The sequence below is a fragment of the Pseudomonas sp. PB106 genome, from assembly GCF_009764645.1.
In the GTDB taxonomy this organism is placed as follows: domain Bacteria; phylum Pseudomonadota; class Gammaproteobacteria; order Pseudomonadales; family Pseudomonadaceae; genus Aquipseudomonas.
This window is the reverse complement of the sequence record NZ_RWIM01000160.1, coordinates 1-25,722: the sequence shown is the minus strand read 5'-3', so window position 1 is coordinate 25,722 and position 25,722 is coordinate 1. Positions and strand designations below refer to the sequence as shown.

Below are 25,722 nucleotides of genomic sequence, written 5' to 3'. Positions count from 1 at the left end.
GGCAGCTCCTACATGGGATCTCTGTAGGAGCTGCCGAAGGCTGCGATCTTTTGATCTTGCTTGCCGCTAAAAGCTCGAAGCTCTTAGCTGCCTTTATGAAGCTTACGCATCAACTCCGCCTCAGCCTGGGTCAACCCGCACGACTGAGTCAGTTCATCGACGCTCGCGCCCATACCCACCAGTTTCGCCGCTTGGGCGAATGACAGGCTCGATGGATCGCGCTGTTCAAGCGCAACAATCTTGTCAGGCAATGGGCTCACCACGGCACGTAACTCGTGCAGCGCTTCGCCCATACGCACGTTACCGTTCTGGTAATCGTCGACGCGTTTGGCCAGGTCTTTGATGCGCTGATCACGCAGCGCATCGCCCTGAGCCTGTTGCGCGGCAATCACTTTTTGCGCCTTGATGTACGACACAAACATTGCCAGCGTGCCTGCCCAGAATAGGAACAGGACAATGACCGCGACCTCGAGAATCAATCAGATATTCTCCAGGTCCGACCATTCTTCTTCGCTCATCATCTTGTCCAGCTCGACCAGGATCAGCAACTCGTTGTTCTTGTTGCACACGCCCTGGATGAACTTGGCCGACTCTTCGTTACCGACGTTTGGCGCGGTCTCGATTTCCGACTGACGCAGGTAAACCACTTCGGCCACGCTGTCGACCATGATGCCAACGACTTGCTTGTCGGCTTCGATGATGACGATACGGGTGTTGTCGCTGATCTCGCCGCTGTTCAGGCCGAAGCGCTGACGGGTGTCGATTACGGTGACCACGTTACCGCGCAGGTTGATGATGCCCAGCACGTAGCTTGGCGCGCCCGGCACCGGAGCGATCTCGGTGTAGCGCAGCACTTCCTGAACGCGCATCACGTTGATGCCGTAGGTTTCGTTGTCCAGTTTGAAGGTTACCCATTGCAGGATCGGATCTTCAGAACCCTTTGCCGCCGTCGCCTTGTCGTTCATACCCTAGCCCCTCGAAGTACCGCCCTAGCGGTGTATGTTTCGTTTTCCGGCATATCGATGCCGGTACTGTCTGTTATGTCGGTTTGTGGTTCGGCTTACTGCCGGACATGTGCTTTGCGCCGCCGCTGTCGATCAACTCGGCAAGAGCTGCGACATCGAGCAAGGCGCACATGTGTTCAATCACCGTGCCGGCGAGCCATGGCCGCTGACCTCGATGACTTCTCCATTTGATTTCATTCGGGTCCAGGCGTAACGAACGGCTGACCTGATGCACCGCCAGGCCCCACTCGTAACCTTGTACCGAAATTACGTACTGCAGGCCCTGACGGAAGTCATCGCGGTAGCGATCCGGCATGACCCAGCGCGCGGTGTCCAAGACTTTCAGGTTGCCAGCCTGGCTCGGCAGAATCCCGAGGAACCACTCCGGCTGGCCGAACAGCGGCGTCAGCTCGTGGCCGGCCAGCGAGTAGATCGAACCGAGGCACACCAGCGGCACGGCCAGGGTCAGCCCGGCGACGTCGAACAGCAGGCATTCGAACGCTTCGGAGGCCCAGGCCGGGCGGCCATCGGTTTCCACCGGTGGCGGCGTGTTGTTCGGTGGCAGATGGACTTCGACCAGCGGCGGCACCAGCGTCTGCTCGACGGGCGCGGGTGCAGCCGGAGCAGGAGCGGGTTCGACCACGGCCGGTTCCGGCGTGGTCTTCAGCAGTTGGGTTTGCAGCAGCGGCGCGAGTGTCGACACTGGCGCGCGCGTTTCTTCGATCAGTGCCACTGGCGCTTTTACCGTCGGCGCAGCGACTGGCGCGGCAACCGGTTTGGCGGCTTTCTGCGCATCTCGGGCCTGCTCTTCCAGCACCGCTGCCTGAAACTCGTCCAGTGCCTCGGCGCTTTCCACAACGTCAGGCTGCGCCGCGATGAATGCTGGCAGCGCTTCCGGAACGTCAAGCAGCAAGTCTTCCAGATAGGACTGCAAGGCCAATTGCGGGCGCGAGGTGAGTTTGACCGGGCGATTCATGCTCACGCCACCTGCGGAACAAGTTGTTGCGCCAACAGATGCTTGAGCAGCGCGCGGTAGGCCAGCACGCCACGGCTCTTGCCGTCGAATTGCGAAGGCGTGACACCGGCACGGCTGGCGTCGCGCAGACGGGTATCGACCGGGATGTAACCCTGCCAGATCTCGTCGGGAAATTTGTCACGCAGCACGCGCAAGGTATGCATCGATGCCTGCGTACGGCGATCGAACAAGGTCGGCACGATGCTGAACGGCAGCGCTTGTTTGCGTGAACGGTTGATCATTGCCAGGGTGTTGACCATGCGCTCCAGGCCTTTGACGGCCAGGTGTTCGGTCTGCACCGGGATCACCAGTTGCTGACTCGCGGCGAGCGCATTGACCATCAGCACGCCGAGCAATGGCGGGCTGTCGATGACGGCATAATCGAAGTCCTGCCACAGCTGCGCCAGACTCTTGGCGATCACCAGACCGAGGCCACTCTGCCCCGGCGACTGACGCTCAAGGGTCGCCAGCGCAGTGCTCGACGGCAACAGGGAAATGCGTTCGTCGCTGGTCGACAACAGCAACTGCCCCGGCAGGCCTTGCGGCACGTTGCCCTTGTGCAGAAACAGGTCGTAGTTGCTGTGCTCCAGGCTGTCGGGGTCGTAACCGAAATAGCTGGTCATCGAGCCGTGCGGGTCGAGATCGACGACAACCACACGCTTGCCCGCCTCGGCCAGCAATCCGGCTAAAGCGATGGAAGATGTGGTTTTACCGACACCACCCTTTTGATTGGCGACTGCCCAGACTCTCATTCAGTTCGTTCCTCCCGGCCGATATGCTCGACCGAGACATAGCTCAGCGTGTTAATGCGGGTGACGGAGAATTGACGGCACTCTCGCGTCCCGGCGTCTTGACCGGGGTCGGTGCAGTTTGTGTGCCAGCACGCTTCAACGCAGCGTCCGGTTGCGCATTGGCGGTCCCGGTGCCCGTGAGGCTGCGGCGTACATCGAGATTGCGCGACACCACCAACACCACACGACGGTTCTTCGCGCGGCCTTCAACGGTGGCGTTATTGGCGACCGGTTGAAACTCACCATAACCCACCGAAGCCAACCGGCCAGGGTTCACGCCCTGCATCGCCAGCATGCGCACGATGCTCGCCGAGCGCGCCGAGGACAGCTCCCAGTTGGTCGGGTACTGCGCGGTGCGGATCGGTTGGTCATCGGTGAAACCTTCGACGTGAATCGGGTTGTCGAACGGCTTCAGAATCGCCGCGACCTTGTCGATGATATTGAATGCAATGTCGCTCGGCATGGCATCACCGCTACCAAACAACAGGCTGGAATTGAGTTCGATCTCGACCCACAGCTCGTTGCCGCGCACAGTCATCTGGTTGGAGCTGATCAAGTCACCGAAGGCGGCGCTGATGTCATCAGCGATGCTTTTCAGCGGATCACTGGCCCCGGCGATACCCGCGTCGATCTGCTCGGCGTCCTTGACCAGCGGCTTGGCCGGGGTCACGGTCTTCGGTCGTTCGTCGCCAATCGGAATCGGTTTCAGCGCGCGGTCGGAGTCTTTGAAGACCCCGACCAGCGCTTCGGAAATTTCCTTGTACTTGCCTTCGTTGATCGACGAAATCGAGTACATGACCACGAAGAACGCGAACAGCAATGTGATGAAGTCAGCGTAGGAAACCAGCCAGCGTTCGTGGTTTACATGCTCTTCCTGGTGGCGACGACGTGCCATGAGCTTATTCCCTTAATCCATGAAGCCCTGAAGCTTCAACTCGATGGAGCGAGGGTTTTCACCTTCGGCGATCGACAAAATGCCTTCCAACAACATTTCGCGATAACGCGACTGCCGTAGCGCAATAGACTTCAGTTTGGCCGCCACCGGCAGCAGGATCAGGTTGGCACTGGCCACACCGTAGATGGTCGCGACGAATGCGACGGCAATGCCGCTGCCCAACTGCGTCGGATCAGCGAGGTTGCCCATCACGTGAATCAGGCCCATCACCGCACCGATGATGCCGATGGTCGGCGCGTAACCGCCCATGCTTTCGAAGACTTTCGCGGCTTCGATGTCGCGCGCTTCCTGGGTGTAGAAATCCACTTCGAGGATGCTGCGGATCGCTTCCGGCTCGGCGCCGTCGACCAGCAGTTGCAAGCCTTTGCGCGAGTAATTGTCAGGTTCGGCATCCGCCACGCCTTCCAGACCCAGCAGGCCTTCCTTGCGCGCAGTGAGGCTCCAATTGACCACGCGGTCGATGCCGCCAGCCAGGTCGACTCGGGGCGGAAAGAAGATCCAGGCGAGAATCTGCATGGCGCGCTTGAACGCGCTCATCGGCGATTGCAGCAGCGCGGCACCGACGGTGCCGCCCAGTACGATCAATGCCGCCGGGCCGTTGGCCAGCGCACCGAGGTGACCACCTTCCAGGTAGTTGCCGCCGATGATGGCGACGAACGCCATGATGATCCCGATAAGGCTTAGAACATCCATCAGATACACGCCTCGACGATGTGCTTGCCGATATCGTCCAGGCTGTACACCGCATCGGCGAGGTCAGCTTTGACGATAGCCATCGGCATGCCGTAGATCACGCAGCTTGCCTCGTCCTGTGCCCAGATCGAGCTGCCACCCTGCTTGAGCAGACGCGCGCCTTCACGGCCATCGGCGCCCATGCCGGTCAACACGACCGCCAGAACTTTGTCGCCGTAGGATTTCGCCGCCGAACCGAAGGTGATGTCCACGCATGGTTTGTAATTCAAACGCTCGTCACCCGGCAGAATCTTCACCGCGCCACGGCCGTCGATCATCATTTGCTTGCCACCCGGGGCCAGCAACGCCAGGCCCGGACGCAGGATGTCGCCATCCTCGGCTTCCTTGACGCTGATGCGGCAGAGCTTGTCGAGACGCTCGGCGAAAGCCTTGGTGAACGCCGCCGGCATGTGCTGGATCAGCACGATCGGCGCCGGGAAATTTGCCGGCAGCTGAGTCAGCACACGTTGCAAGGCAACCGGGCCGCCCGTCGAGGTGCCGATGGCAAGCAGTTTGTAGGCTTTGCGTTTCGGTGCTGGCGATGACGAACCGGCCGTCGACGCGCGACTTGGCGCAGGTGCATGCACCGGAGCTGGCGCCGGACGAGCCGGTGCATGAGTGCTGTGACTGCTGAAGCTTGATGCCGCCGGAGTTGGCGCAGGTGCAGGCGCAGCCACTGGAGCCGGCGCACTGTAAGCACTGAAACGGCGATTACTGCGCGAGATGCTATGGACCTTTTCGCACAGCAGTTGCTTGACCTTCTCGGGATTGCGCGAGATGTCTTCGAAATTTTTCGGCAGGAAATCCACCGCGCCGGCATCCAGCGCATCGAGGGTCACTCGGGCGCCTTCGTGGGTCAGCGAGGAGAACATCAACACCGGGGTCGGGCAGCGCTGCATGATGTGCCGCACCGCCGTGATGCCGTCCATCATCGGCATCTCGTAGTCCATGGTGATCACGTCCGGCTTGAGCGCCAGGGCCTGATCGATCGCCTCTTTACCGTTGGTTGCGGTGCCGACCACCTGGATGCTCGGATCCGCTGAAAGAATTTCCGAGACGCGGCGGCGGAAAAAACCCGAATCGTCCACCACCAGGACTTTGACTGCCATAAACACTCCATTAGGTGCAGCGGAACGTTGTCGCCCCGCTGCCCCGGATTCAAATACGCCGTGCGGCGTAACGCTTGAGCATGCTTGGAACATCGAGAATCAGCGCGATGCGGCCGTCACCCGTGATGGTGGCGCCGGACATGCCCGGAGTGCCCTGAAGCATTTTGCCCAATGGCTTGATGACCACTTCTTCCTGGCCGACCAGTTGATCGACGACGAAGCCGATCCGCTGAGTCCCCACCGAAAGGATCACCACATGGCCTTCACGCTGCTCTTCGTGAGCGGCAGAGCGGACCAGCCAGCGCTTGAGGTAGAACAATGGCAGCGCCTTGTCCCGCACGATCACCACTTCCTGACCGTCGACGACGTTGGTGGTCGACAGGTCGAGGTGGAAGATTTCGTTGACGTTGACCAGCGGGAACGCAAACGCCTGGTTGCCGAGCATGACCATCAGGGTTGGCATGATCGCGAGGGTCAGCGGCACCTTGATGACGATCTTCGAGCCTTGGCCCTTGGTCGAATAAATGTTGATCGAACCGTTGAGCTGGGAAATCTTGGTCTTCACCACGTCCATGCCGACACCGCGGCCAGAGACGTCGGAAATCTCGGTCTTGGTCGAGAAACCCGGGGCGAAAATCAGGTTGTAGCACTCGGTATCGCTGAGGCGATCAGCCGCGTCCTTGTCCATCACCCCGCGTTTTACCGCGATCGAACGCAGGACGTTCGGGTCCATGCCTTTGCCGTCATCGGAGATCGACAGCAGGATGTGGTCGCCCTCTTGCTCGGCGGCCAGCACGACACGACCGCCACGGGCCTTGCCCGAGGCTTCGCGTTCTTCCGGCGACTCGATGCCGTGGTCGACCGCGTTGCGCACCAAGTGGACCAGCGGGTCGGCCAGCGCCTCGACAAGGTTTTTGTCGAGATCGGTTTCTTCACCCACCAGTTCCAGGTTGATCTCTTTCTTCAGCTGACGTGCCAGGTCGCGAACCAGACGCGGGAAGCGCCCGAAGACCTTCTTGATCGGCTGCATCCGCGTCTTCATCACCGCGGTCTGCAAGTCAGCCGTGACCACGTCGAGGTTCGACACGGCTTTGGACATGGCTTCGTCGCCGCTGTTGAGGCCCAGGCGCACCAGACGGTTACGCACCAGCACCAACTCGCCGACCATGTTCATGATTTCGTCGAGACGTGCGGTATCGACGCGCACGGTGGTCTCGGCTTCGCTCGCCGGTTTTTCCGGTGGCGGTGTCGCCGGCGCACGGGCCGGAGCCGGTGCAGCAGCGGCGGCCGGTTTCGGCGCTTCGGCTTTCGGCTCAGGCTTAGCGGCAGGCTTTGGCGCTGCTACGGGAGCAGGTGCATTGGCAGCTGGCGTGGCAACCGTCGAAGCACTGCCCGCCGTGGCGGTGCCGACTTCGCTGAACTTGCCTTTGCCGTGCAATTCGTCGAGCAGCGATTCGAATTCGTGATCGCTGATCAGATCGCTGCCGGCAGCCGCAGCAACCGGTGCCGCTGGCGCAGGTGCCGAGGCAATCGCCGACTCCAGCGCTTCAACGGCGAAGTTGCCTTTGCCGTGCAACTGATCGAGCAGGGCTTCGAATTCGTCGTCGGTGATGTCCGAGCTGTCACCTGCCGCTGGCGCTGCCGGAGCGGCCGCCGTCGGGGCTACCGCATCAACGGCGAACTGGCCTTTGCCGTGCAACTGATCGAGCAGCGACTCGAACTCGGCATCGGTGATTTCATCGCTCGCAGCTTCCGCAGCCGTTTGCGCTGGGGCAGCAGCCACCGGGGCTTCGGCTTCAGCCTTGACGGCGTTCAGCGAGTCCAGCAGCTGTTCAAATTCGTTATCGGTGATGTCGCCCGACGCGTCGCCTTCGACGACCAGTTCTTCGATCATCTCGGCCACTGGCGAAGCCGGGGCTTCGTCCGCCGATTGCGGTTCGGCCAGACGCGCCAGAGCGGCCAGCAGTTCCGGAGTAGCGGCAGTGATCGGTGCGCGTTCACGGACTTCGCTGAACATGCTGTTCACTGCGTCCAGTGCTTCGAGCACCACGTCCATCAGTTCTGCATCAACGCGACGCTCACCCTTACGGAGGATGTCGAACACGTTTTCGGCGATGTGACAGCACTCCACCAGCTCATTGAGCTGAAGGAAGCCGGCGCCCCCTTTTACAGTGTGGAAACCGCGAAAAATTGCGTTGAGCAAATCTGCGTCATCCGGACGGCTTTCCAGCTCGACCAGTTGTTCGGACAGTTGCTCAAGAATCTCGCCGGCCTCAACCAGGAAATCCTGAAGGATCTCTTCATCGGCGCCGAAGCTCATTAATGGGGTGCTCCTACAGGTCTAAAAACCTAAACTCAAAATCCAAGGCTGGATAACAAATCGTCCACATCGTCCTGACCGGACACAACGTCTTCTCGTTTATCGGCATGAATCTGCGGACCTTCACCCTGCGAGAGATGTTTTTGTGGATCTTTTTCTGCAAGCATCGCGGCGCGGTCATGTTCGATGCCCGCAAAGCGGTCAACCTGACTGGCCATGAGCACGAGTTTGAGCAAATTGCTTTCGACTTCGGTGACCAGTTGGGTCACACGCTTGATCACCTGACCGGTGAGGTCCTGGTAATCCTGAGCCAGCAGGATGTCGTTGAGATGGCTCGACACTTCACGGTTACCCGTGCTGCTGCGTGACAGAAAACCGTCGACCCGGCGCGCCAGTTCGCGGAACTCTTCAGCCCCGACTTCACGACGCATGAAACGACCCCAATCGGTACTCAAGGCCTGGGCTTCTTCAGCCAGACCATTGACCACCGGCGTGGCGCTTTCCACCAGATCCATGGTGCGGTTGGCCGCGGCTTCCGTCAGCTTGACCACATAGCCCAGACGTTCGGTAGCGTCGGTGATTTGCGACACTTCCTCGGCCTGCGGCATGTGCGGATCGATCTGGAAATTGACGATCGCACTGTGCAGTTCGCGTGTGAGCTTGCCCACTTCCTGATACAGGCCGCGGTCACGGGTCTGATTGAGCTCATGGATCAGTTGCACAGCGTCGCCGAACCTGCCTTTTTCAAGGCTCTCGACCAGTTCGACCGCGTGTTTTTTCAGGGTCGACTCGAAATCGCCCTGTGAAGATTCTTTATGCTCCATAGCTCCCCCGCGCGTTCATCAGCCGATGCGTTCGAAAATCTTCTCGATTTTGTCTTTCAGCGCCTGAGCCGTGAAAGGTTTGACTACGTAGCCGTTCACACCGGCCTGAGCGGCTTCGATGATCTGCTCGCGCTTGGCTTCTGCAGTCACCATCAGGACCGGCAGGTGCTTGAGTTTTTCATCGGCACGCACGTGACGCAGCAGGTCGATACCGGTCATGCCCGGCATGTTCCAGTCCGTTACCAGAAAGTCGATGCTTCCGCTGTTGAGCACTGGAATGGCAGTGGTGCCATCGTCAGCCTCGACGGTGTTGGTGAACCCAAGATCACGCAGCAGGTTCTTGATGATCCGCCGCATCGTTGAGAAGTCATCAACGATGAGGATTTTCATGTCTTTGTTCAATTCGACCTCCAAGCAGTCTTAAACGCGCCCAGCACCTGGACACGCCACTTCAATCAATCGGCGCAGCACTCGAAGACTGTCTGGAGCACAACAGAGCAAGACCGGTGCCGTTCATCACCGCACCAGCCTCGTTCGCAGTGTCCCCACACTGCCTTCAGCGCGCTCGCCACTCCCCCAAACGCCCCCGCAAACGGGCCGCGCACTGGCTGTGTAACTGGCTGACCCGCGATTCACTGACGCCAAGGACTTCACCGATTTCCTTGAGGTTCAGCTCTTCGTCGTAGTACAGCGCCAACACCAGTCGCTCACGCTCCGGCAAATTGGCAATCGCGTCCGCCAGCGCCGCCTGGAAGCGTTCATCTTCCAGATCGCGTGACGGCTCAAGATGAGCACTCGCGCCATCCTCGTGCAGCCCTTCGTGTTCGCCGTCCTGCAACAGGTCGTCGAAACTGAAGAGGCGGCTGCCCAAGGTGTCATTCAAAATCCCGTAGTAATCGTCGAGACTCAATTGGAGTTCGGCTGCAACCTCGTGATCTTTAGCGTCACGGCCGGTTTTAGCTTCAATTGAGCGAATTGCGTCACTGACCATACGGGTATTGCGGTGAACCGAGCGTGGCGCCCAATCCCCTTTGCGCACTTCGTCGAGCATCGCGCCGCGGATTCGAATGCCCGCGTACGTTTCGAAACTGGCGCCTTTGCTGGCGTCATATTTGGTCGAGACTTCGAGCAGGCCGATCATCCCGGCCTGAATCAGATCTTCGACCTGCACACTCGCCGGCAACCGCGCCAGCAAGTGGTAGGCAATGCGTTTGACCAGCGGCGCGTAACGCTCGATCAGCTCGTATTGAGCGTCGCGTGCCGACTTTTTGTAGTAATTCATACCGCTAGCGGTCATAGCACGGGCCCTGCCGTTTGCTGCACGAGACGCTCGACGAAAAACTCGAGGTGGCCGCGCGGGTTGGCGGGCAGCGGCCAGGTGTCGACCTTCTGTGCAATGGCTTTGAACGCCAGCGCGCACTTGGAGCGCGGGAAGGCTTCGTAGACGGCACGCTGCTTCTGCACCGCTTTACGCACGCTTTCGTCGTAAGGCACGGCGCCAACGTATTGTAGGGCGACGTCGAGGAAGCGATCCGTGACCTTGGTCAACTTGGCGAACAGGTTGCGCCCTTCCTGCGGGCTCTGCGCCATGTTGGCGAGGACGCGGAAGCGGTTCATGCCGTAATCGCGGTTGAGCAGTTTGATCAGCGCGTAGGCGTCAGTGATCGAGGTCGGCTCATCGCAGACCACCAGCAACACTTCCTGCGCTGCGCGTACGAAACTGACTACCGAGTCACCAATACCCGCAGCGGTGTCGATCACCAGTACGTCGAGATTGTCGCCGATGTCGCTGAACGCCTGAATCAGACCGGCGTGTTGCGCCGGGCTCAGGTGGACCATGCTCTGGGTGCCGGAAGCAGCCGGCACGATGCGGATACCGCCCGGCCCCTGCAACAGCACGTCGCGCAATTCGCAACGGCCTTCGATGACGTCAGCCAGTGTGCGTTTAGGGGTCAGACCCAACAAAACGTCGACGTTCGCCAGCCCCAGATCGGCGTCCAGCAGCATGACCCGACGGCCAAGCTCTGCCAGCGCCAGGGACAAGTTCACTGACACGTTAGTCTTGCCGACGCCACCTTTGCCGCCGGTCACCGCGATCACCTGTACGGGATGCATGCTGCCCATGTTATTTCTTTACCTTGTCTTGCATAGACGGAGGCCACATTACTGGCTGCGCGTTCACAACCGGAACAATGCATGGCAGACCATCGATGTAGGTACAAAAACTGTTCATGAATACCTCAGCCTACCTGCTTGGTCGGGCTGTGATAGATATCAGCGAACATGTCAGCCATGGCTTCTTCGCTGGGTTCTTCCTGCATTTGCACGCTGACGGCGCGGCTGACCAGTTGATGACGGCGCGGCAGATGTAAATCATCCGGAATCCGTGGGCCATCGGTCAGGTACGCGACCGGCAATTCATGACTGATCGCCAGGCTTAACACTTCGCCCAGGCTTGCCGTTTCATCCAGTTTAGTCAGGATGCAGCCAGCTAGCCCACAACGCTTGTAACTGTGATAAGCGGCGGTTAGAACCTGTTTCTGGCTGGTGGTTGCCAAGACCAGATAATTTTTTGAACGGATGCCACGCCCAGCCAGGCTTTCTAGCTGCATGCGCAGGGCCGGATCGCTGGCCTGCAGGCCGGCAGTATCGATCAATACCACGCGTTTGCGCAGCAGTGGATCCAGTGCCTGCACCAGCGATTGGCCAGGATCGACGTGGGTCACCGGCACATTGAGAATGCGGCCCAGCGTCTTCAGTTGTTCCTGAGCGCCGATACGGAAACTGTCCATGCTCACCAGCGCGACATTCTGCGCGCCGTACTTGAGCACATAACGCGCGGCCAGCTTGGCCAGCGTGGTGGTCTTGCCCATGCCGGCAGGGCCGACCATGGCGATCACACCGCCCTCTTCCAGCGGCTCGACTTCCGGTACGGCAATCATCCGCGCCAAGTGCGCAAGCAACATGCGCCAGGCCTGACGCGGCTCTTCGATATCGGTGATCATCGCCAGCAGATCGCGCGACAACGGACCGGACAGACCGATGCGTTGCAGACGGCGATACAGGTTGGCCTGGGCCGGGCGGCTGCCTTGCAGCTGATTCCACGCCAGAGTGCCGAGCTGAACTTCCATCAGCTCACGCAGGCTGTTCAATTCGAAACGCATCGAATCCAGCGCACGCGGATCAACACCGGCCGATGGTTGTGCAGGCGCCGGGGCCGGACGCGTCGGAGCGGCGTAAGTCGGCTCGGTCAGCGGTTCAGCGGCGGTCAGCGGCAGGCCAGCGGTGAGCGGCAGACCGGCAAAGATCTGGCGATTGCTATTGCCATCGGCTTCGCCACGCAGGCTCAGTTCGGCCTGGGCGGTGACGATGCGCGACTGGGTCTTGCGCAGCTCGTCTTCGAGTTCCATGTTCGGAACCCGTGGCGCCAGCGCCGACAATTTGTAATCCAGTGCCGCCGTCAGCTCGACACCGCCGGCAATGCGGCGGTTGCCAATGATGGCGGCATCAGCGCCCAGCTCATCACGAACCAGCTTCATGGCCTGACGCATATCGGCGGCAAAGAAACGCTTAACTTGCATAAACCACTACCTCAGCCGTTGGGCCCTACTGTCGCAACGATGGTCACTTGCTTGTTGTCCGGTATTTCCTGGTAGGCCAGCACATGCAATCCAGGGACTGCGAGGCGACCAAAGCGCGAGAGCATCGCGCGGATCGGGCCGGCGACCAAGAGGATCACCGGCTGACCTTGCATTTCCTGACGCTGCGCCGCTTCGATGAGCGAACGCTGCAGTTTCTCGGCCATGCTTGGCTCCAGCAGAACGCCCTCTTCCGAGCCTTGTCCTGCCTTCTGCAGACTATTGAGCAATATTTGTTCCAACCTTGGCTCCAAGGTGATCACAGGCAGCTCGGACTCAGTGCCTACAATGCTTTGGACGATGGCGCGGGATACGCCGACGCGCACTGCCGCCACCAGCGCGGCGGTATCTTGACTCTTCGCGGCGTTGTTGGCGATGGCTTCGGCGATGCTGCGGATGTCGCGCACCGGCACGTGTTCGGCGAGCAGCGCTTGCAGCACTTTGAGCAACTGCGACAACGTGACCACACCCGGCACCAGCTCTTCTGCCAGTTTCGGCGAGCTTTTGGCCAGCAATTGCATGAGTTGCTGCACTTCCTCGTGACCGATCAGCTCACTGGAGTGCTTGTACAGAATCTGGTTCAAGTGCGTCGCCACCACGGTACTGGCATCGACCACGGTGTAACCGAGGGATTGTGCCTGCGCACGCTGGCTGATTTCGATCCACACCGCTTCCAGACCGAAAGCCGGATCTTTGGCGTTGATGCCGTTGAGCGTACCGTAGACCTGGCCCGGGTTGATCGCCAGTTCGCGATCCGGGTAGATCTCGGCTTCGGCGAGGATCACGCCCATTAGCGTCAGACGATAGGCACTTGGCGCCAGATCGAGGTTGTCGCGAATGTGCACGGTCGGCATCAGGAAGCCCAGATCCTGCGAGAGCTTCTTGCGCACACCCTTGATCCGCGCCAGCAATTGCCCGCCCTGATTGCGGTCCACCAGCGGGATCAGGCGATAGCCGACCTCCAGACCGATCATGTCGATTGGCGTCACGTCATCCCAGCCCAGCTCCTTGGTTTCCATGGCGCGGGCCGGCGACGGCAGCAGTTCCTGCTGACGCTTGACCTCTTCCAGCGCCACGACTTTGGCCACGTTCTGCTTCTTCCAGAACAGGTACGCGCCACCGGCGGCCAGCGCGGCCATGCTCAGGAACGAGAAGTGCGGCATGCCCGGCACCAGGCCCATCACCGCCATCAAACCGGCGGCCACGGCCAGCGCTTTCGGCGAGGCGAACATCTGGCGGTTGATCTGCTTGCCCATGTCTTCCGAGCCGGAAGCACGGGTCACCATGATCGCTGCTGCTGTAGATAACAACAGTGATGGCAATTGCGCCACTAAACCGTCACCGATGGTCAGCAAGGCGTAAACCTTGCCGGCATCGCCGAAGCTCATGTTGTGCTGGAAGATACCGACGGCCATACCGCCGATGAGGTTGATGAACAGAATCAACAGGCCGGCGATGGCGTCCCCCCGGACGAACTTGCTGGCACCGTCCATCGAACCGTAGAACTCAGCCTCTTGGGCGACTTCCTGGCGGCGTGACTTGGCCTGGTTCTGGTCGATCAGGCCGGCGTTGAGGTCGGCGTCGATCGCCATTTGTTTGCCGGGCATCGCGTCGAGGGTGAAACGTGCGCTCACCTCGGAAATCCGCCCGGCACCTTTGGTTACCACGACGAAGTTGATGATCATCAGAATCGCGAAGACCACGATACCGACCACGTAGTTACCGCCGATCACCACTTCACCGAAGGCCTGAATCACCTTACCGGCAGCGGCGTGGCCGTCCTGACCGTGGAGCATCACCACCCGCGTCGACGCCACGTTCAGCGCCAGCCGTAGCAGCGTCGCGACCAGCAGAATCGTCGGGAACACGGCGAAATCCAGCGGCCGCAGCGCATACACGCAGACCAACAGGACGACGATCGACAGGGCAATGTTGAAGGTGAAAAACACGTCGAGCAGGAACGGCGGCACCGGCAACATCATCATCGCCAGCATCACCAGCAGCAACAACGGCACGCCCAGATTGCCTCGACTGAGGTCGGCAACGTTTGTGCGAGCAGTGTTGAATAACTGAGAGCGATCCACCGGTTTTCCCCGTTCCTTTAAAGCAAACTTTTGACGCCCAGAGCGGGCTCACGGCGGCTACTGCAAGAAGCTTTCCAACTTTTGCGGTTGATTGAAAAACACGGCCAGTGTAGGAGTGAGCCTGCTCGCGATAGCGGTTTGTCTGGTTCGAATTCATCGACTGAAAAACCCCATCGCGAGCAGGCTCACTCCTACAGGAGATTGCATTCCAAGATGTCAGAGTGGAATGCAATCCAAATGTGGGAGCGAGCTTGCTCGCGAAAGGGCCAGAGAAGTCACCGCCAATCGCCTTTTAAACTCAGGCGTTTAAAAGACACCTGCAGACACGCCTTTCAGGCTACAAATCCTTGCGCCTTTGCCTACAGCCAAGCCAGAATCCGCCGGCTTGTGTGCCTTGGGGTCGGGTTCTATTGTGGATCGGTCGCTGATTGTTCAGTGATCGGGTTTAGCAGCCCGGGTTTTTCTCTAGACGCACAAGTCCGTTGCCGTTATGGCGGCTTTGCGTGGGGCACTTCGGTGCGCCGGGTTCTAGAGTCCTGGTCTGCTAACCCGCGTACAGCCGCCACCCTCTTCGTTAGCAGCGAACGTTGGCAGCTTCACCACTCTAGAGGCTCTACCGATGATCAAACCAACACCAAACCCACCCGAAACCGACCCCGCCTCACCTTACGAATCCATCGACTCAAAAAAACTCCACGACGCCGCCGAACGCGCGCTCGATCATTACCTCTGCCCCGGCAACACCCGGCCTGCGCGCAAACCCAGCACGATGTACGCCGTCGTCGCCGACATCAAAAGCGAAGAGCTGCTGGCCAACGCTTGCGAAACCCTCGCCTCAGCACGAACCATCGCCCATGACTTCGCCAACCTCATACCCGCATCGCAGCGCCGAACGCTGCTGGGGATCGCGCAATTGATCATGCTCGGAGAGTTGGCCGTTAATCGGGCGCTGGATAATCTGGAGTTGCCGAATTAGATCGGTCACAAATCGTTCCCACGCTCGGCGTGGGAATGCCTCAACGGACGCTCCGCGTTCGGCTCTGGGAAAGGGGCGCGGAGCGCCCCGGGCTGCATTCCCACGCAGAGCGTGGGAACGATCAAAAAAAAATCGCAGCCTTCGGCAAAGCTGCGATCTTATGGTTTCGCGGGAAATTAGTATCTCAGGTTGGTGGCTTCACCACCGGCCGTTGTCAGCTTGTCGAATTCGACCATCCCGCCCACGTTGATCTTCACATGCTTGGCCTCAGCCAGTGGGATGCTGAACGTGTAATCCTTAGCGGACAGAACGCCTCCCGCAGCCGCTCCAAAAGAAACGCTCTGCGCTGCTGGCTCTGGATTTGGAGTGATGGTGCCTTTACCAGTTTTTGGATCATAACGACTGAATGTACCTTTCATGATGCTACTCCTTGAGTTTGCTGGATTTGGCCATCATCCAAACGTGTGGCCTCAGCGCACTATCAAACCGCTAAACTTGGACCGACGCACCTGTCAGAGTTGACAGGTGCTGGCGACCATCAGACAGACGGCGATGAGTATTAAAATCAGCCGTTATTCCCATCGCAATCAGAGCGTCAGCGTATGACCTGTGTCTACTGTAAGAACTAACAGGTACAGGCGGTTTTCAGACAGACGGCGTCGATTGACCGTCAGGAGTCGCGGCGCAAATCCGGCGGAATCGGCAGGTCGTCCTTGAGCGGATCCGGGCGTTTGCCCTTACCGGCGCGGAACTGGCGGATCTGGTAGACATAGGCCAGAACCTGCGCGACGGCCAGGTACAGGCCGCCGGGGATTTCCTGGTCAAGTTCGGTGGAGTAGTAGATCGAACGCGCCAGCCCCGGCGATTCGAGGAGCATGACGTTGTTGGCCACGGCGATTTCGCGGATTTTCAGGGCGAGGAAGTCGCTGCCCTTGGCAATCAGCATCGGCGCGCCGCCCTTCTCGGAATCGTATTTGAGCGCGACGGCGTAGTGCGTCGGGTTGGTGATGACCACGTCAGCGTCGGGGATCGCCGCCATCATGCGGCGCTGAGACATTTCGCGCTGGGTCTGGCGAATGCGCTGTTTGACCTCCGGGCGCCCCTCCTGATCCTTGTGCTCGTCGCGCACTTCCTGCTTGGTCATCAGCAGTTTCTTGTGGGCTTCCCAGAGCTGCACCGGCACATCGACAGCCGCGATGATGATCAGGCCGCAGGCTAGCCACAAGGTGCTCCAACCAACCAGCGTGACGCTGTGAATGATCGCTGACTCCAGCGGCTCATGGGCGATCCGCATCAAGTCATCGACGTCTGATAACAGCACCACCAACGCGACCCCCAAAGTGACCGAAAACTTGGCCAGCGCCTTGAGCAGTTCAACCACAGACTTGAACGAGAACATCCGTTTCAGGCCCGCCGCCGGGTTCATCCGGCTGAATTTGGGTGCCATGGAGCCGGCCGCAAACAGCCAGCCACCGAGGGAAATCGGCCCGATCAGCGCCGCCAGCAACAACGTGATCATGAACGGCTGGATGGCCACCAGCGCCATCTGACCTGACTTCAACAGAAATGCGCCCATGGAACCCTGGTCCATGATCACCTCACGCGACAGCGTGAAGTTCAGGCGCATCAACTCCATCAGGTCTTCGGCCAGCATGCCACCGAACACCAGCAGCGCGCCGGCACCAGCCATCATCACGGCGAGGGTGTTGAGCTCTTTGGAACGGGCGATCTCACCCTTCTCACGGGAGTCCTTTTTACGTTTCTCCGTGGGGTCTTCTGTTTTGTCCTGACCGCTTTCGCTCTCAGCCATGACTCAGCGCGCCCGTGCCAGTTCGCGTAACAACTGCAAGGCCTCGGTGGCCAGCGGCTGATACTGATTGAGAATGTCCGCCAGACCGACCCAGACGATGAACAGCCCGAGCACCAGGGTCAGCGGGAAACCGATGGAGAAGATGTTCAGTTGCGGCGCTGCCCGGGTCATCACGCCAAACGCGATGTTGACCACCAGCAATGCGGTGACGGCCGGCAGCACCAGCAACAACGCCGCGCCCAGCACCCAACCGAGCTTGCCGGCCAGTTCCCAGTACTGCGCTGTCATCAGCCCGCCGCCGACCGGCAGCGTGGTGAAGCTTTCGGTGAGGACTTCGAAGACCACCAGATGGCCGTTCATCGACAGGAACAACAGGGTCACGAGCATGGTGAAGAACTGCCCGATCACCGCCACCGAAACGCCGTTGGCCGGGTCGACCATCGAGGCGAAGCCCATGCCCATCTGGATCGCGACAATCTGCCCGGCCACGGCAAACGCCTGGAAGAACAGTTGCAGGGAAAATCCCAGCACGGCGCCGACCAGAATCTGCTCGGCAATCAGCAACAAGCCACTGAGATCGAGCGGGCTGACCGCCGGCATCGGCGGCAGACCCGGGGCAATGCACACGGTGATCGCCACGGCGAAATACAGGCGTATGCGCCGCGACACCAGGGTGGTGCCGAACACCGGCATGACCATCAGCATCGAGGCGACGCGAAACAGCGGCAACATGAACGAGGCCACCCAGGTACTGATCTGGGTGTCGGTCAGCTGAAGCAGCGATTGCATGGCTTAGCCGATGACCATCGGAATGTTTTTGTACAACTGGATGATGTATTCCATGAAAGTCTGCACCATCCACGGTCCGCCCACGATCAGCGTTACCAGCATCACCAGCAGACGCGGCAGAAAGCTCAACGTCTGTTCGTTGATCTGCGTGGCGGCCTGGAACATCGCCACCAACAAGCCGACCAACAGGCTCGGCACTACCAGAATCGCGACCATCAAGGTGGTCAGCCACAGCGCTTCACGAAAGATATCGACTGCGACTTCTGGCGTCATGGCGAGACACCTCCGAAACTGCTGGCGAGGGTGCCAATGATCAGCGCCCAGCCATCCACCAGCACAAACAGCATGATCTTGAACGGCAACGAAATGATCAGCGGCGAGAGCATCATCATACCCATCGCCATCAGCACACTGGCCACAACGAGGTCGATGATCAGGAACGGAATGAAGATCATGAAACCGATCTGGAACGCGGTTTTCAGCTCGGACGTGACGAAGGCCGGCACCAGAATGGTCAGCGGCGCCTGATCCGGCGTGGCGATGTCGGTACGCTTGGACAGGCGCATGAACAGCTCAAGGTCGCTGGTGCGGGTCTGCGCGAGCATGAAGTCCTTGATCGGCACCTGGGCTTTTTCCACCGCTTGCTGAGCGGTGAGTTTCTCCGCCAGATACGGTTGCAGCGCATCGTTGTTCACCCGGTCGAACACCGGGGCCATGATGAACAGCGTCAGGAACAGCGCCATGCCCGTCAGGATCTGGTTCGACGGCGTCTGTTGCAGGCCCAGGGCCTGACGCAGGATCGAGAAGACGATGATGATCCGGGTGAAACTGGTCATCAGGATGACCGCCGCCGGGATAAAGCTCAGCGCGGTCATGATCAGCAGGATCTGCAGACTGACCGAATATTCCTGCGCGCCATCGGCGTTGGTGCCCAGCGTGATCGCCGGGATCGACAACGGATCGGCGGCGAACGCCAGTGGCGCGGCCAGCAACAGGGCCAGCGTCAAGACGATGCGTAGCGCACCCATTACTTCGTATCCTTCTGATCCTTGCCGAGAATCTTCAGCAGATGCTGAGCAAATTCCGGGGTCGCTTTTTCACCGGTCGCAGGCACTTCGACCGGTTCCTTGAGCACATGCAGCGCGGTGATGGTGCCTGGGCTCAGCCCGAGCAGGATCTGCTCGTTGCCGACCTGGACCAACAGCAAGCGGTCGCGCGGACTCAGCGCGCGCGAACCGATCAGTTCGATCACTTGCCCCTTGCCCGCAGGCCCCGCCTGCTGCACGCGGCGCAACAGCCAGGCGAGGAAGAAGATCACCCCCAGCACCAGCAACAGGCCAAACACCAATTGCGTCAATTGCCCGGCCACGCCGCTGGTCACCATCGGCGCGGTCGCGGCAGGCACCGTAGTGGCGGTCGACGGTTCGGCGGCGAGCACGCTCAGCGGCAATGCCAGCAGAGCCCAGAGAAACCTTTTCACTCAGCGCAGCTTCTTGATGCGTTCGCTTGGGCTGATCACGTCGGTCAGGCGGATGCCAAACTTCTCGTTGACCACAACCACTTCGCCGTGCGCGATCAGTGTGCCGTTGACCAGCACGTCGAGCGGCTCACCGGCCAGACGATCCAGCTCGATCACCGAACCCTGGTTGAGTTGCAGCAGGTTACGGATGTTGATGTCGGTGCTGCCCACTTCCATCGAAATCGACACAGGGATGTCGAGGATCACGTCCAGGTTCGGACCGTCCAGCGTCACCGGATCGTTGTTCTTCGGCACGCTGCCGAACTCTTCCATCGGCAGACGCGAGCCGGAGGATGCGTCGGCTGCCAGCAATGCGTCGATGTCAGCTTGACCATCACCGGTCTCTTCCAGGGCAGCAGCCCATTCATCGGCCAGTGCCTGATCGTCCTGGGCGTTCATATCGTCGTTCATCATGTGTCCTCGGCGGGCAACAATTCAGCTAAATGTGTGGGGGTGAAAGCGCCGCTTCAGCGACGCTCGATCGGCTCGATCACTTGCAACGCGAGGTTGCCTTTGTGTGAGCCCATCTTGACCTTGAAGGCCGGCACGCCGTTGGCGCGCATGATCATTTCGTCCGGCATCTCGACCGGGATCACATCCCCCGGCTGCATGTGCAGGATGTCGCGCAGCTTCAACTGACGACGAGCGACGGTGGCGCCGATCGGCACGTCGACATCGAGGACGTCCTGACGCAGGGCGTTGACCCAGCGCTCGTCCTGGTCGTCGAGGTCGGACTGGAAACCGGCGTCGAGCATTTCGCGCACCGGCTCGATCATCGAGTACGGCATGGTCACGTGCAGATCACCGCCACCGCCATCGAGCTCGATGTGGAAGGTGGAGACCACGATCGCTTCGCTCGGGCCGACGATGTTGGCCATGGCCGGGTTCACTTCCGAGTTGATGTACTCGAAATTGACTTCCATGATCGCCTGCCAGGCTTCTTTCAAATCGACGAAGGCCTGCTCCAGCACCATGCGCACGACGCGCAGTTCGGTCGGGGTGAATTCACGCCCTTCGATCTTCGCGTGACGGCCGTCGCCGCCGAAGAAGTTGTCCACCAGCTTGAACACCAGTTTGGCGTCGAGGATGAACAGCGCGGTGCCGCGCAACGGTTTGATCTTGACCAGGTTGAGACTGGTCGGCACGTACAGCGAGTGCACGTATTCGCCGAACTTCATCACCTGTACGCCACCGACGGCAACGTCCGCCGAGCGGCGCAGCATGTTGAACATGCTGATGCGGGTGTAACGGGCAAAGCGCTCGTTGATCATTTCCAGAGTCGGCATGCGTCCACGGACGATGCGATCCTGGCTGGTCAGGTCGTAGCTTTTGACACTGCCGGGTTCGGCAGCGTTATCGGTCTGTACCAGACCATCGTCGACGCCATGCAACAGCGCGTCGATTTCATCCTGGGACAGCAGATCCTGCACGGCCATGTCGTGTTCCTACTGCAGTACGAAATTAGTGAAAAGCAACTGTTCGATCACCACTTTGCCCAGCTCTTTCTGCGCCACTTCCTGGACGCTGGCTGTGGCCTTCTGGCGCAACATCTCCTGGCCGACCGGGGTCGCCAGTGTGGCGAAATCCTGACCGGAGAAGAGCATCACCAGGTTGTTGCGGATCACCGGCATGTGCACTTTGAGCGCTTCCAGATCAGCCTGATTGCGCGCCAGCATGGTGATGCTCACCTGCATGTAGCGCTGACGGCCGTTCTGGTTGTAGTTGGCAACGAAGGCCGGCGCCATCGGCTCGAAAATCGCCGGTTGTTTGCCGACAGGCGCTGCATCAGCAGCTTCGGCAGGCTTGCTCTGAGCGCTGTGCATGAAGAACCAGGTCGCCCCCACGGACGCGCCAATGGCCAGTAGCAACGCCAGCACGATCACAATGATCAGCTTGAGTTTGCCTTTGGTTGCGGGGTCTTTTACAGCTGCTGTTTCGCTCTTCGCCATGCCAATAATCCGTCACTAATCGGGTTTTCACAGTCGCACGGCAAGGCAAGAGCAAGTGTTATGCCAGAAGTGTCCAAGCCAACAATTGGAGGAACTGCTGGAAGCACAAAGCAAAAGATCGCAGCCTTCGGCAGCTCCTACATAGGTGCGTGTCCACCCTGTAGGAGCTGCCGAAGGCTGCGATCTTTTGATGTCCCCGCAAACGTCAGGCGTAATAGTCGACGGCGCTGCTGCCAATCACGCTGGTCGTTTGCGCAGCCACTTCAGCAATGGCGGCAGGTGCCACTTCCTCATCCGCCGAGTCGAGGCGACCACCGGCGGCGCTGGTGCGACCACTCTGGCCCTGCTGCGCCTGCTCCTGACCTTGCTGGCCCTGCCAGCCTCGGCTCTGGTCGGAGACATTGACGTCGACCTGGCCCATGCCCTGCTGGTTGAACATGTCGCGTAGGCGATGCATCTGGCCGTCCAGCGCTTCTCGCACGCTTGGATGCGCACTCATGAACGTAACCTGAGTCTGCTGATCCGGAACCATGTTCACGCGGATGTCCAGGCGGCCCAACTCGGCCGGCTGCAACTGAATGTCCGCCGCCTTGAGATTGGCGCTCGACAAATACATGACGCGGTTGACCACTTCTTCAGTCCAGCCGCTCTGATGCATCGCGATCGGCTGGTTGACCGGCACGGCGTTGGCCGTCTTCGGTGTAGCGGCTTGGGTCAGCGCCGCCAGACGGTTGGCGAAGTCATCGACACGGGTGTCGCTGGTGGCAGTCTTGAGGTCTTTGAGGCCGTCATCGATCAAGCCACTGAAGGCTTTGTCACCGCCCTGACTGGTGCTGTCCTTGTCGGCCTGCACGTCGAGCATGCTGGCCATGCCGGCGGCAAAATTCTGCGCCGCCGTCAGTTCACCGTCGGCCTGAGCCTGAGCCGGTGAGGCTTTCGGTTGCGCCTGGCTGGCAGCGGAAATATGCCCGCCCTGCTCCATCGCCATGCGCACCACGGGCAACGAGTCGAGTGGGTCAGCCGTAGGATCGAAATCGCTGTCAGTGGCAGGCGCCGGGTCTTTGACCACGCTCGGCAATGCGGCGAGCGCAGGGGTTTCGGTTTCAGGCTGGGCGGTAGCAGCCGGGGTCGGCACCACGGGCGGTGCGGCCACCGGTTGCACAGCAACGGCCAATGCCGGATCGAGCGTCGGATCAACCGGCGCAGCATCGACCACCGGGGTCTGGGCTGTGTCGGTGTTGTCGTCGCTGCTGGCAGTGGCGTCATCAGTCGTCGCGGTTTTATCGGCAGGCAAGTCGTTGCCGCTATCGGCAACCGCCGGTTGCGCAGCGGCAGACGGATCCTTGCCAACGTCCTTTTTGCCGCCGTTGTCAGCGACCTTGTCGCGGCTCGGCTTGAGCGCGTTGTCAGCGGTTGCGGCAGGCTTGATCGATCCCTGATCGGCGAACACTTTAGCGAAGCTTGAGGCTTTATCCCCGGTGTCTAAGGCCATCGCCGATGTTTTGGCAGAGGCGGCTTGCGCCTTGGCCTGAGCGGCATTCTGAAGAAGGATGTTGGGGGTCGCAGGCATGAAACGGTCTCCGCTGCACTGGGATCGTAGGTACAGTTGCGCAGATGACTGCAAGTGCCGGGCCAGCTTTGTCCGGCGCTTGCGAAAAGCGCCGGACGGCGGGATCAGTGGGTGTGAGCGTGCTGTCGCTCGTCTTCATACACAGTGCGCACATCGGCAAATTCGCCGCTGATCTCAGCGACCAGTTTGACGATTTCTGCAGGGCTCTTGTCGTTGGCTTCCGACTCGAGCTCCTGGCACAGCTCCGCCAGTCGAACGGCGCCCATATTGCTCGCGCTGCCTTTAAGGCTGTGCGCAACCTCGGACAACGCTTTGGCATCCGCAGTCTTCTGCAACTCGTGCAAGCGACTTTCCGAATCACTCAGAAAGGTGTCGAGCAAATCCGGATAGTTGTCTTCCATCACGTCGCGCAAGGTGTCGAGCACTTCGCGATCTACATGTTTGTCAGTCACTTGTTCACTCCTTGATCAAGAATTGCGCAGATTATGCCTGAACCTCCCAGAAAAACTCCACGCGGGCACTACGACCTTCGTCCGACCAACTGGCATTGCGCCCCAATTGCCGGACCAGACTGACTCCACGACCTGACAGACGGACACTCTCCAGCGGTCGCTCCATCACCCGCGCCACATCGAAGCCCTTGCCACTGTCATCCACCCGAATCACCAGGAGACCGCCCTCGCCTTGCGGCTGGACCTGCAAATGCACGCGCACAAAACCGTCCTGAAGCGCTTCGAGCCGGTCGTTGCGCTGCTGGTAATAGAGGGCAAATCCGGCGGCATCGCGCTTGAGACTGGAATCCAGGCCAAGCACGCCGTGTTCAAGCGCATTGGAGTACAACTCGGCAAGCACGCTGTACAACGCGCCACTTTGCGCGCGCAACCCATGAACTTCGAGCAGCAACTGCAACAGATAGGGCAACGGGTTGAAGCGCTTGAGTGTGGCACCGCGAAATTCGAAACTCACCGACCAGTCCAGCGGGCACGACTGACCGCTATCGGAATATACCGTCGCCGAAGGACGGACCTGGGCCGGCTCAAGCAGGCTGACCTCGACCATGCTCACATCGTCGCGAGCCTCGCCGCGAAAATCCCTTAGCGCCTGCTCGATATCCTCGAACAAGTGATCCGGCTCACGATTGGCGGCAAACACGCGCTGCAAGCGCTCGACACCGAACAGTTGATCATTGGCATCACTGGTGTCGATCACCCCGTCGGACAGCAGGAAAACCCGATCACCGACCGCCATGGGATGAACTTCAGTGCAATCGTCGAACGCCTGCGGACTGAGTACTCCCAGCGGCAGATGGCGCGCGGCCAACGGCACACGCTCGCCCGTGGCCATCTGGTGCAGATAGCCGTCGGGCATGCCGCCATTCCACACTTCGACCGAACGCCGCTGTGAACTCAGGCACAGCAGCGTCGCGCAGCAGAACATATCCACTGGCAGGATGCGTTTGAGCTTGGCGTTCATCTCGCGCAGGGTTTCTGCCAGGCCGTAGCCCTTGGCGGTCATGCCGTAGAACACCTCGGCCAACGGCATCGCGCCGACTGCCGCCGGCAGACCATGACCGGTGAAATCGCCGAGCAGCACATGCATGTCGCCGGCCGGTGTATAGGCCGCCAGCAACAAGTCGCCGTTGAACAATGCGTAGGGTGATTGCAGATAACGAATGTTCGGCGCACTGAGGCAGCCGGAATGCGCGACCTTGTCGAACACCGCTTTGGCCACGCGCTGTTCGTTGAGCAGGTAATCGTGGTGTTTGGCGATCAGATCGCGCTGTTGCAGCACCGTTGCCTGCAACCGACGCAAGCGGTCCATCGCCTTGATTTTGGCGGCGAGGATCACTTGGTTGTAGGGCTTCGCCAGAAAGTCGTCGCCGCCAGCATCCAGACAACGCACCAGCGCTTCGCTTTCGGTGAGCGAGGTGAGGAAGATGATCGGTACCAGCGTCTCACCCGCCAGGGCCTTGATGTGACGGGCGGCCTCGAAGCCGTCCATCACCGGCATCATCGCGTCCATCAGGACGAGATCGGGTCGCTGCTGGCGAAACAGCTCAACCGCCTCAGCACCATTGGCCGCCGTCAGGACTTCATGCCCCTGACGGCGGACGATGGTCGAGAGCAGCAGGCGGTCGGCGGCGCTGTCTTCGGCGATCAGAATGGTCAGCGGCTCTTGCGCCTGCATGGTGGTCAACTGATGTCGAAGAGTTTGTCGAAGTTGGAGATGGCGAGGATCTTGCGCACGTCGGAGTTGGGGTTGACCACCCGAATGTCCGAATCATCACCGCCCGCGTGATCACGCAGCAGGAGCAGCATCCCGAGTGCGGAGCTGTCCAGATAAGTGGTTTCTTTCAGATCCAGCTCGTAGGAGTTCGGCTCGGGATCGACGCGTTCATAGGAATTGCGAAATTCCTGATGTTTGCCGAAATCGAAACGGCCCTTGACCGAGATCCTGAGCTTTTTCCCATCCGGTGAGACTTCTGCAACGACTGACATTGACTGGCTTCCTTGTCATTGACGAACGTGTACAAGGTTTAGCATCTGGACAGGGTTGGGGCAAGGCTGGAAGCCAGATCAAAAGATCGCAGCCTCCGGCAGCTCCTACTCTGATCCCCTGTAGGAGCTGCCGGAGGCT

28 protein-coding genes are annotated in these 25,722 nt (G+C 60.1%); 1 reads left to right on the top strand and 27 read right to left on the bottom strand.

Going from position 1 to position 25,722, the window contains the following annotated elements:
• Window positions 1-83: 83 nt before the first annotated feature.
• From EJA71_RS20970 to flhA, 14 genes are all read right to left on the bottom strand, one after another.
• Entirely contained in the window at window positions 84-479 is a 396-nt protein-coding gene (locus tag EJA71_RS20970) for a DUF2802 domain-containing protein (RefSeq protein WP_158959466.1), read from the bottom strand.
• Complete coding sequence (locus EJA71_RS20965; RefSeq protein ID WP_108226832.1) at window positions 480-965, bottom strand: chemotaxis protein CheW; 486 nt, start codon at window positions 963-965, stop codon at window positions 480-482.
• A 73-nt stretch (window positions 966-1,038) separates the two neighbouring features.
• Window positions 1,039-1,980 (bottom strand): CheW domain-containing protein, encoded by a 942-nt coding sequence (locus EJA71_RS20960; RefSeq protein WP_158959465.1) that lies wholly within the window; start codon window positions 1,978-1,980, stop codon window positions 1,039-1,041.
• Window positions 1,981-1,982: 2 nt separating this feature from the next.
• Window positions 1,983-2,771 (bottom strand): ParA family protein, encoded by a 789-nt coding sequence (locus EJA71_RS20955; protein ID WP_158959464.1) that lies wholly within the window; start codon window positions 2,769-2,771, stop codon window positions 1,983-1,985.
• 43 nt (window positions 2,772-2,814) lie between these two features.
• Entirely contained in the window at window positions 2,815-3,705 is an 891-nt protein-coding gene (motD, locus tag EJA71_RS20950) for a flagellar motor protein MotD (protein ID WP_008077690.1), read from the bottom strand.
• 12 nt (window positions 3,706-3,717) lie between these two features.
• Window positions 3,718-4,458, bottom strand: coding sequence for a flagellar motor protein (locus tag EJA71_RS20945; RefSeq protein ID WP_158959463.1), 741 nt, complete (start codon window positions 4,456-4,458; stop codon window positions 3,718-3,720).
• Window positions 4,458-5,606, bottom strand: a complete 1,149-nt coding sequence (locus EJA71_RS20940) for a chemotaxis response regulator protein-glutamate methylesterase (protein WP_158959462.1) — start codon at window positions 5,604-5,606, stop codon at window positions 4,458-4,460. The genes EJA71_RS20945 and EJA71_RS20940 overlap by 1 nt, the downstream gene beginning before the upstream one ends.
• A 49-nt stretch (window positions 5,607-5,655) precedes the next feature.
• Window positions 5,656-7,926: a chemotaxis protein CheA gene (locus EJA71_RS20935; protein WP_158959461.1), complete on the bottom strand. Its 2,271-nt coding sequence runs from the start codon at window positions 7,924-7,926 to the stop codon at window positions 5,656-5,658.
• A gap of 35 nt (window positions 7,927-7,961) precedes the next feature.
• Window positions 7,962-8,750 carry a protein phosphatase CheZ gene (locus EJA71_RS20930; protein WP_122593422.1) on the bottom strand — a complete coding sequence of 263 codons (789 nt, stop codon included), beginning with the start codon at window positions 8,748-8,750 and terminating at the stop codon, window positions 7,962-7,964.
• An 18-nt stretch (window positions 8,751-8,768) separates the two neighbouring features.
• Window positions 8,769-9,140 (bottom strand): chemotaxis response regulator CheY, encoded by a 372-nt coding sequence (locus EJA71_RS20925; RefSeq protein ID WP_024012118.1) that lies wholly within the window; start codon window positions 9,138-9,140, stop codon window positions 8,769-8,771.
• Window positions 9,141-9,306: 166 nt separating this feature from the next.
• A complete protein-coding gene (gene fliA / locus EJA71_RS20920; protein WP_007920004.1) occupies window positions 9,307-10,047 on the bottom strand; it encodes an RNA polymerase sigma factor FliA in 741 nt (246 codons plus the stop codon).
• A complete protein-coding gene (gene fleN, locus EJA71_RS20915) occupies window positions 10,044-10,874 on the bottom strand; it encodes a flagellar synthesis regulator FleN (protein ID WP_003222917.1) in 831 nt (276 codons plus the stop codon). The genes fliA and fleN overlap by 4 nt, the downstream gene beginning before the upstream one ends.
• Before the next feature lie 116 nt (window positions 10,875-10,990).
• A complete protein-coding gene (flhF, locus tag EJA71_RS20910) occupies window positions 10,991-12,331 on the bottom strand; it encodes a flagellar biosynthesis protein FlhF (protein WP_158959460.1) in 1,341 nt (446 codons plus the stop codon).
• An 11-nt stretch (window positions 12,332-12,342) separates the two neighbouring features.
• Complete coding sequence (gene flhA / locus EJA71_RS20905) at window positions 12,343-14,472, bottom strand: flagellar biosynthesis protein FlhA (protein ID WP_158959459.1); 2,130 nt, start codon at window positions 14,470-14,472, stop codon at window positions 12,343-12,345.
• Between the two features lie 619 nt (window positions 14,473-15,091).
• Between flhA and EJA71_RS20900 the strand changes: the two genes are divergently transcribed.
• A complete protein-coding gene (locus tag EJA71_RS20900) occupies window positions 15,092-15,448 on the top strand; it encodes a DUF6124 family protein (RefSeq protein WP_158959458.1) in 357 nt (118 codons plus the stop codon).
• A 176-nt stretch (window positions 15,449-15,624) separates the two neighbouring features.
• On the opposite strand, the gene EJA71_RS20895 is transcribed toward EJA71_RS20900, so the two are convergent.
• From EJA71_RS20895 to EJA71_RS20835, 13 genes are all read right to left on the bottom strand, one after another.
• Window positions 15,625-15,867, bottom strand: a complete 243-nt coding sequence (locus EJA71_RS20895) for a hypothetical protein (RefSeq protein ID WP_158959457.1) — start codon at window positions 15,865-15,867, stop codon at window positions 15,625-15,627.
• A 251-nt stretch (window positions 15,868-16,118) separates the two neighbouring features.
• Window positions 16,119-17,258, bottom strand: a complete 1,140-nt coding sequence (gene flhB, locus EJA71_RS20890) for a flagellar biosynthesis protein FlhB (RefSeq protein ID WP_158959456.1) — start codon at window positions 17,256-17,258, stop codon at window positions 16,119-16,121.
• A gap of 3 nt (window positions 17,259-17,261) precedes the next feature.
• Complete coding sequence (gene fliR, locus EJA71_RS20885) at window positions 17,262-18,047, bottom strand: flagellar biosynthetic protein FliR (RefSeq protein ID WP_064390869.1); 786 nt, start codon at window positions 18,045-18,047, stop codon at window positions 17,262-17,264.
• A gap of 3 nt (window positions 18,048-18,050) precedes the next feature.
• Window positions 18,051-18,320 (bottom strand): flagellar biosynthesis protein FliQ, encoded by a 270-nt coding sequence (gene fliQ / locus EJA71_RS20880; RefSeq protein WP_158959455.1) that lies wholly within the window; start codon window positions 18,318-18,320, stop codon window positions 18,051-18,053.
• On the bottom strand, window positions 18,317-19,075 hold the full coding sequence (gene fliP / locus EJA71_RS20875; RefSeq protein WP_007920027.1) for a flagellar type III secretion system pore protein FliP: 759 nt from the start codon (window positions 19,073-19,075) through the stop codon (window positions 18,317-18,319). Before fliP ends, fliQ begins: the two co-directional genes overlap by 4 nt.
• Window positions 19,075-19,527 (bottom strand): flagellar biosynthetic protein FliO, encoded by a 453-nt coding sequence (gene fliO / locus EJA71_RS20870; protein WP_158959454.1) that lies wholly within the window; start codon window positions 19,525-19,527, stop codon window positions 19,075-19,077. Before fliO ends, fliP begins: the two co-directional genes overlap by 1 nt.
• A complete protein-coding gene (gene fliN, locus EJA71_RS20865; RefSeq protein ID WP_008077656.1) occupies window positions 19,528-19,977 on the bottom strand; it encodes a flagellar motor switch protein FliN in 450 nt (149 codons plus the stop codon).
• A gap of 56 nt (window positions 19,978-20,033) precedes the next feature.
• Window positions 20,034-21,002: a flagellar motor switch protein FliM gene (gene fliM, locus EJA71_RS20860; RefSeq protein WP_007920032.1), complete on the bottom strand. Its 969-nt coding sequence runs from the start codon at window positions 21,000-21,002 to the stop codon at window positions 20,034-20,036.
• A gap of 9 nt (window positions 21,003-21,011) precedes the next feature.
• A complete protein-coding gene (fliL, locus tag EJA71_RS20855) occupies window positions 21,012-21,515 on the bottom strand; it encodes a flagellar basal body-associated protein FliL (RefSeq protein WP_007920033.1) in 504 nt (167 codons plus the stop codon).
• 205 nt (window positions 21,516-21,720) lie between these two features.
• The gene (locus EJA71_RS20850) at window positions 21,721-23,085 is read right to left on the bottom strand and encodes a flagellar hook-length control protein FliK (protein WP_158959453.1); all 1,365 of its coding nucleotides are present in this window, start codon (window positions 23,083-23,085) and stop codon (window positions 21,721-21,723) included.
• A 104-nt stretch (window positions 23,086-23,189) separates the two neighbouring features.
• Window positions 23,190-23,537, bottom strand: a complete 348-nt coding sequence (locus EJA71_RS20845; protein WP_158959452.1) for an Hpt domain-containing protein — start codon at window positions 23,535-23,537, stop codon at window positions 23,190-23,192.
• Window positions 23,538-23,568: 31 nt separating this feature from the next.
• The gene (locus EJA71_RS20840; protein WP_158959467.1) at window positions 23,569-25,272 is read right to left on the bottom strand and encodes a SpoIIE family protein phosphatase; all 1,704 of its coding nucleotides are present in this window, start codon (window positions 25,270-25,272) and stop codon (window positions 23,569-23,571) included.
• A 5-nt stretch (window positions 25,273-25,277) separates the two neighbouring features.
• A complete protein-coding gene (locus EJA71_RS20835; RefSeq protein WP_158959451.1) occupies window positions 25,278-25,583 on the bottom strand; it encodes an STAS domain-containing protein in 306 nt (101 codons plus the stop codon).
• Window positions 25,584-25,722: the final 139 nt, after the last annotated feature.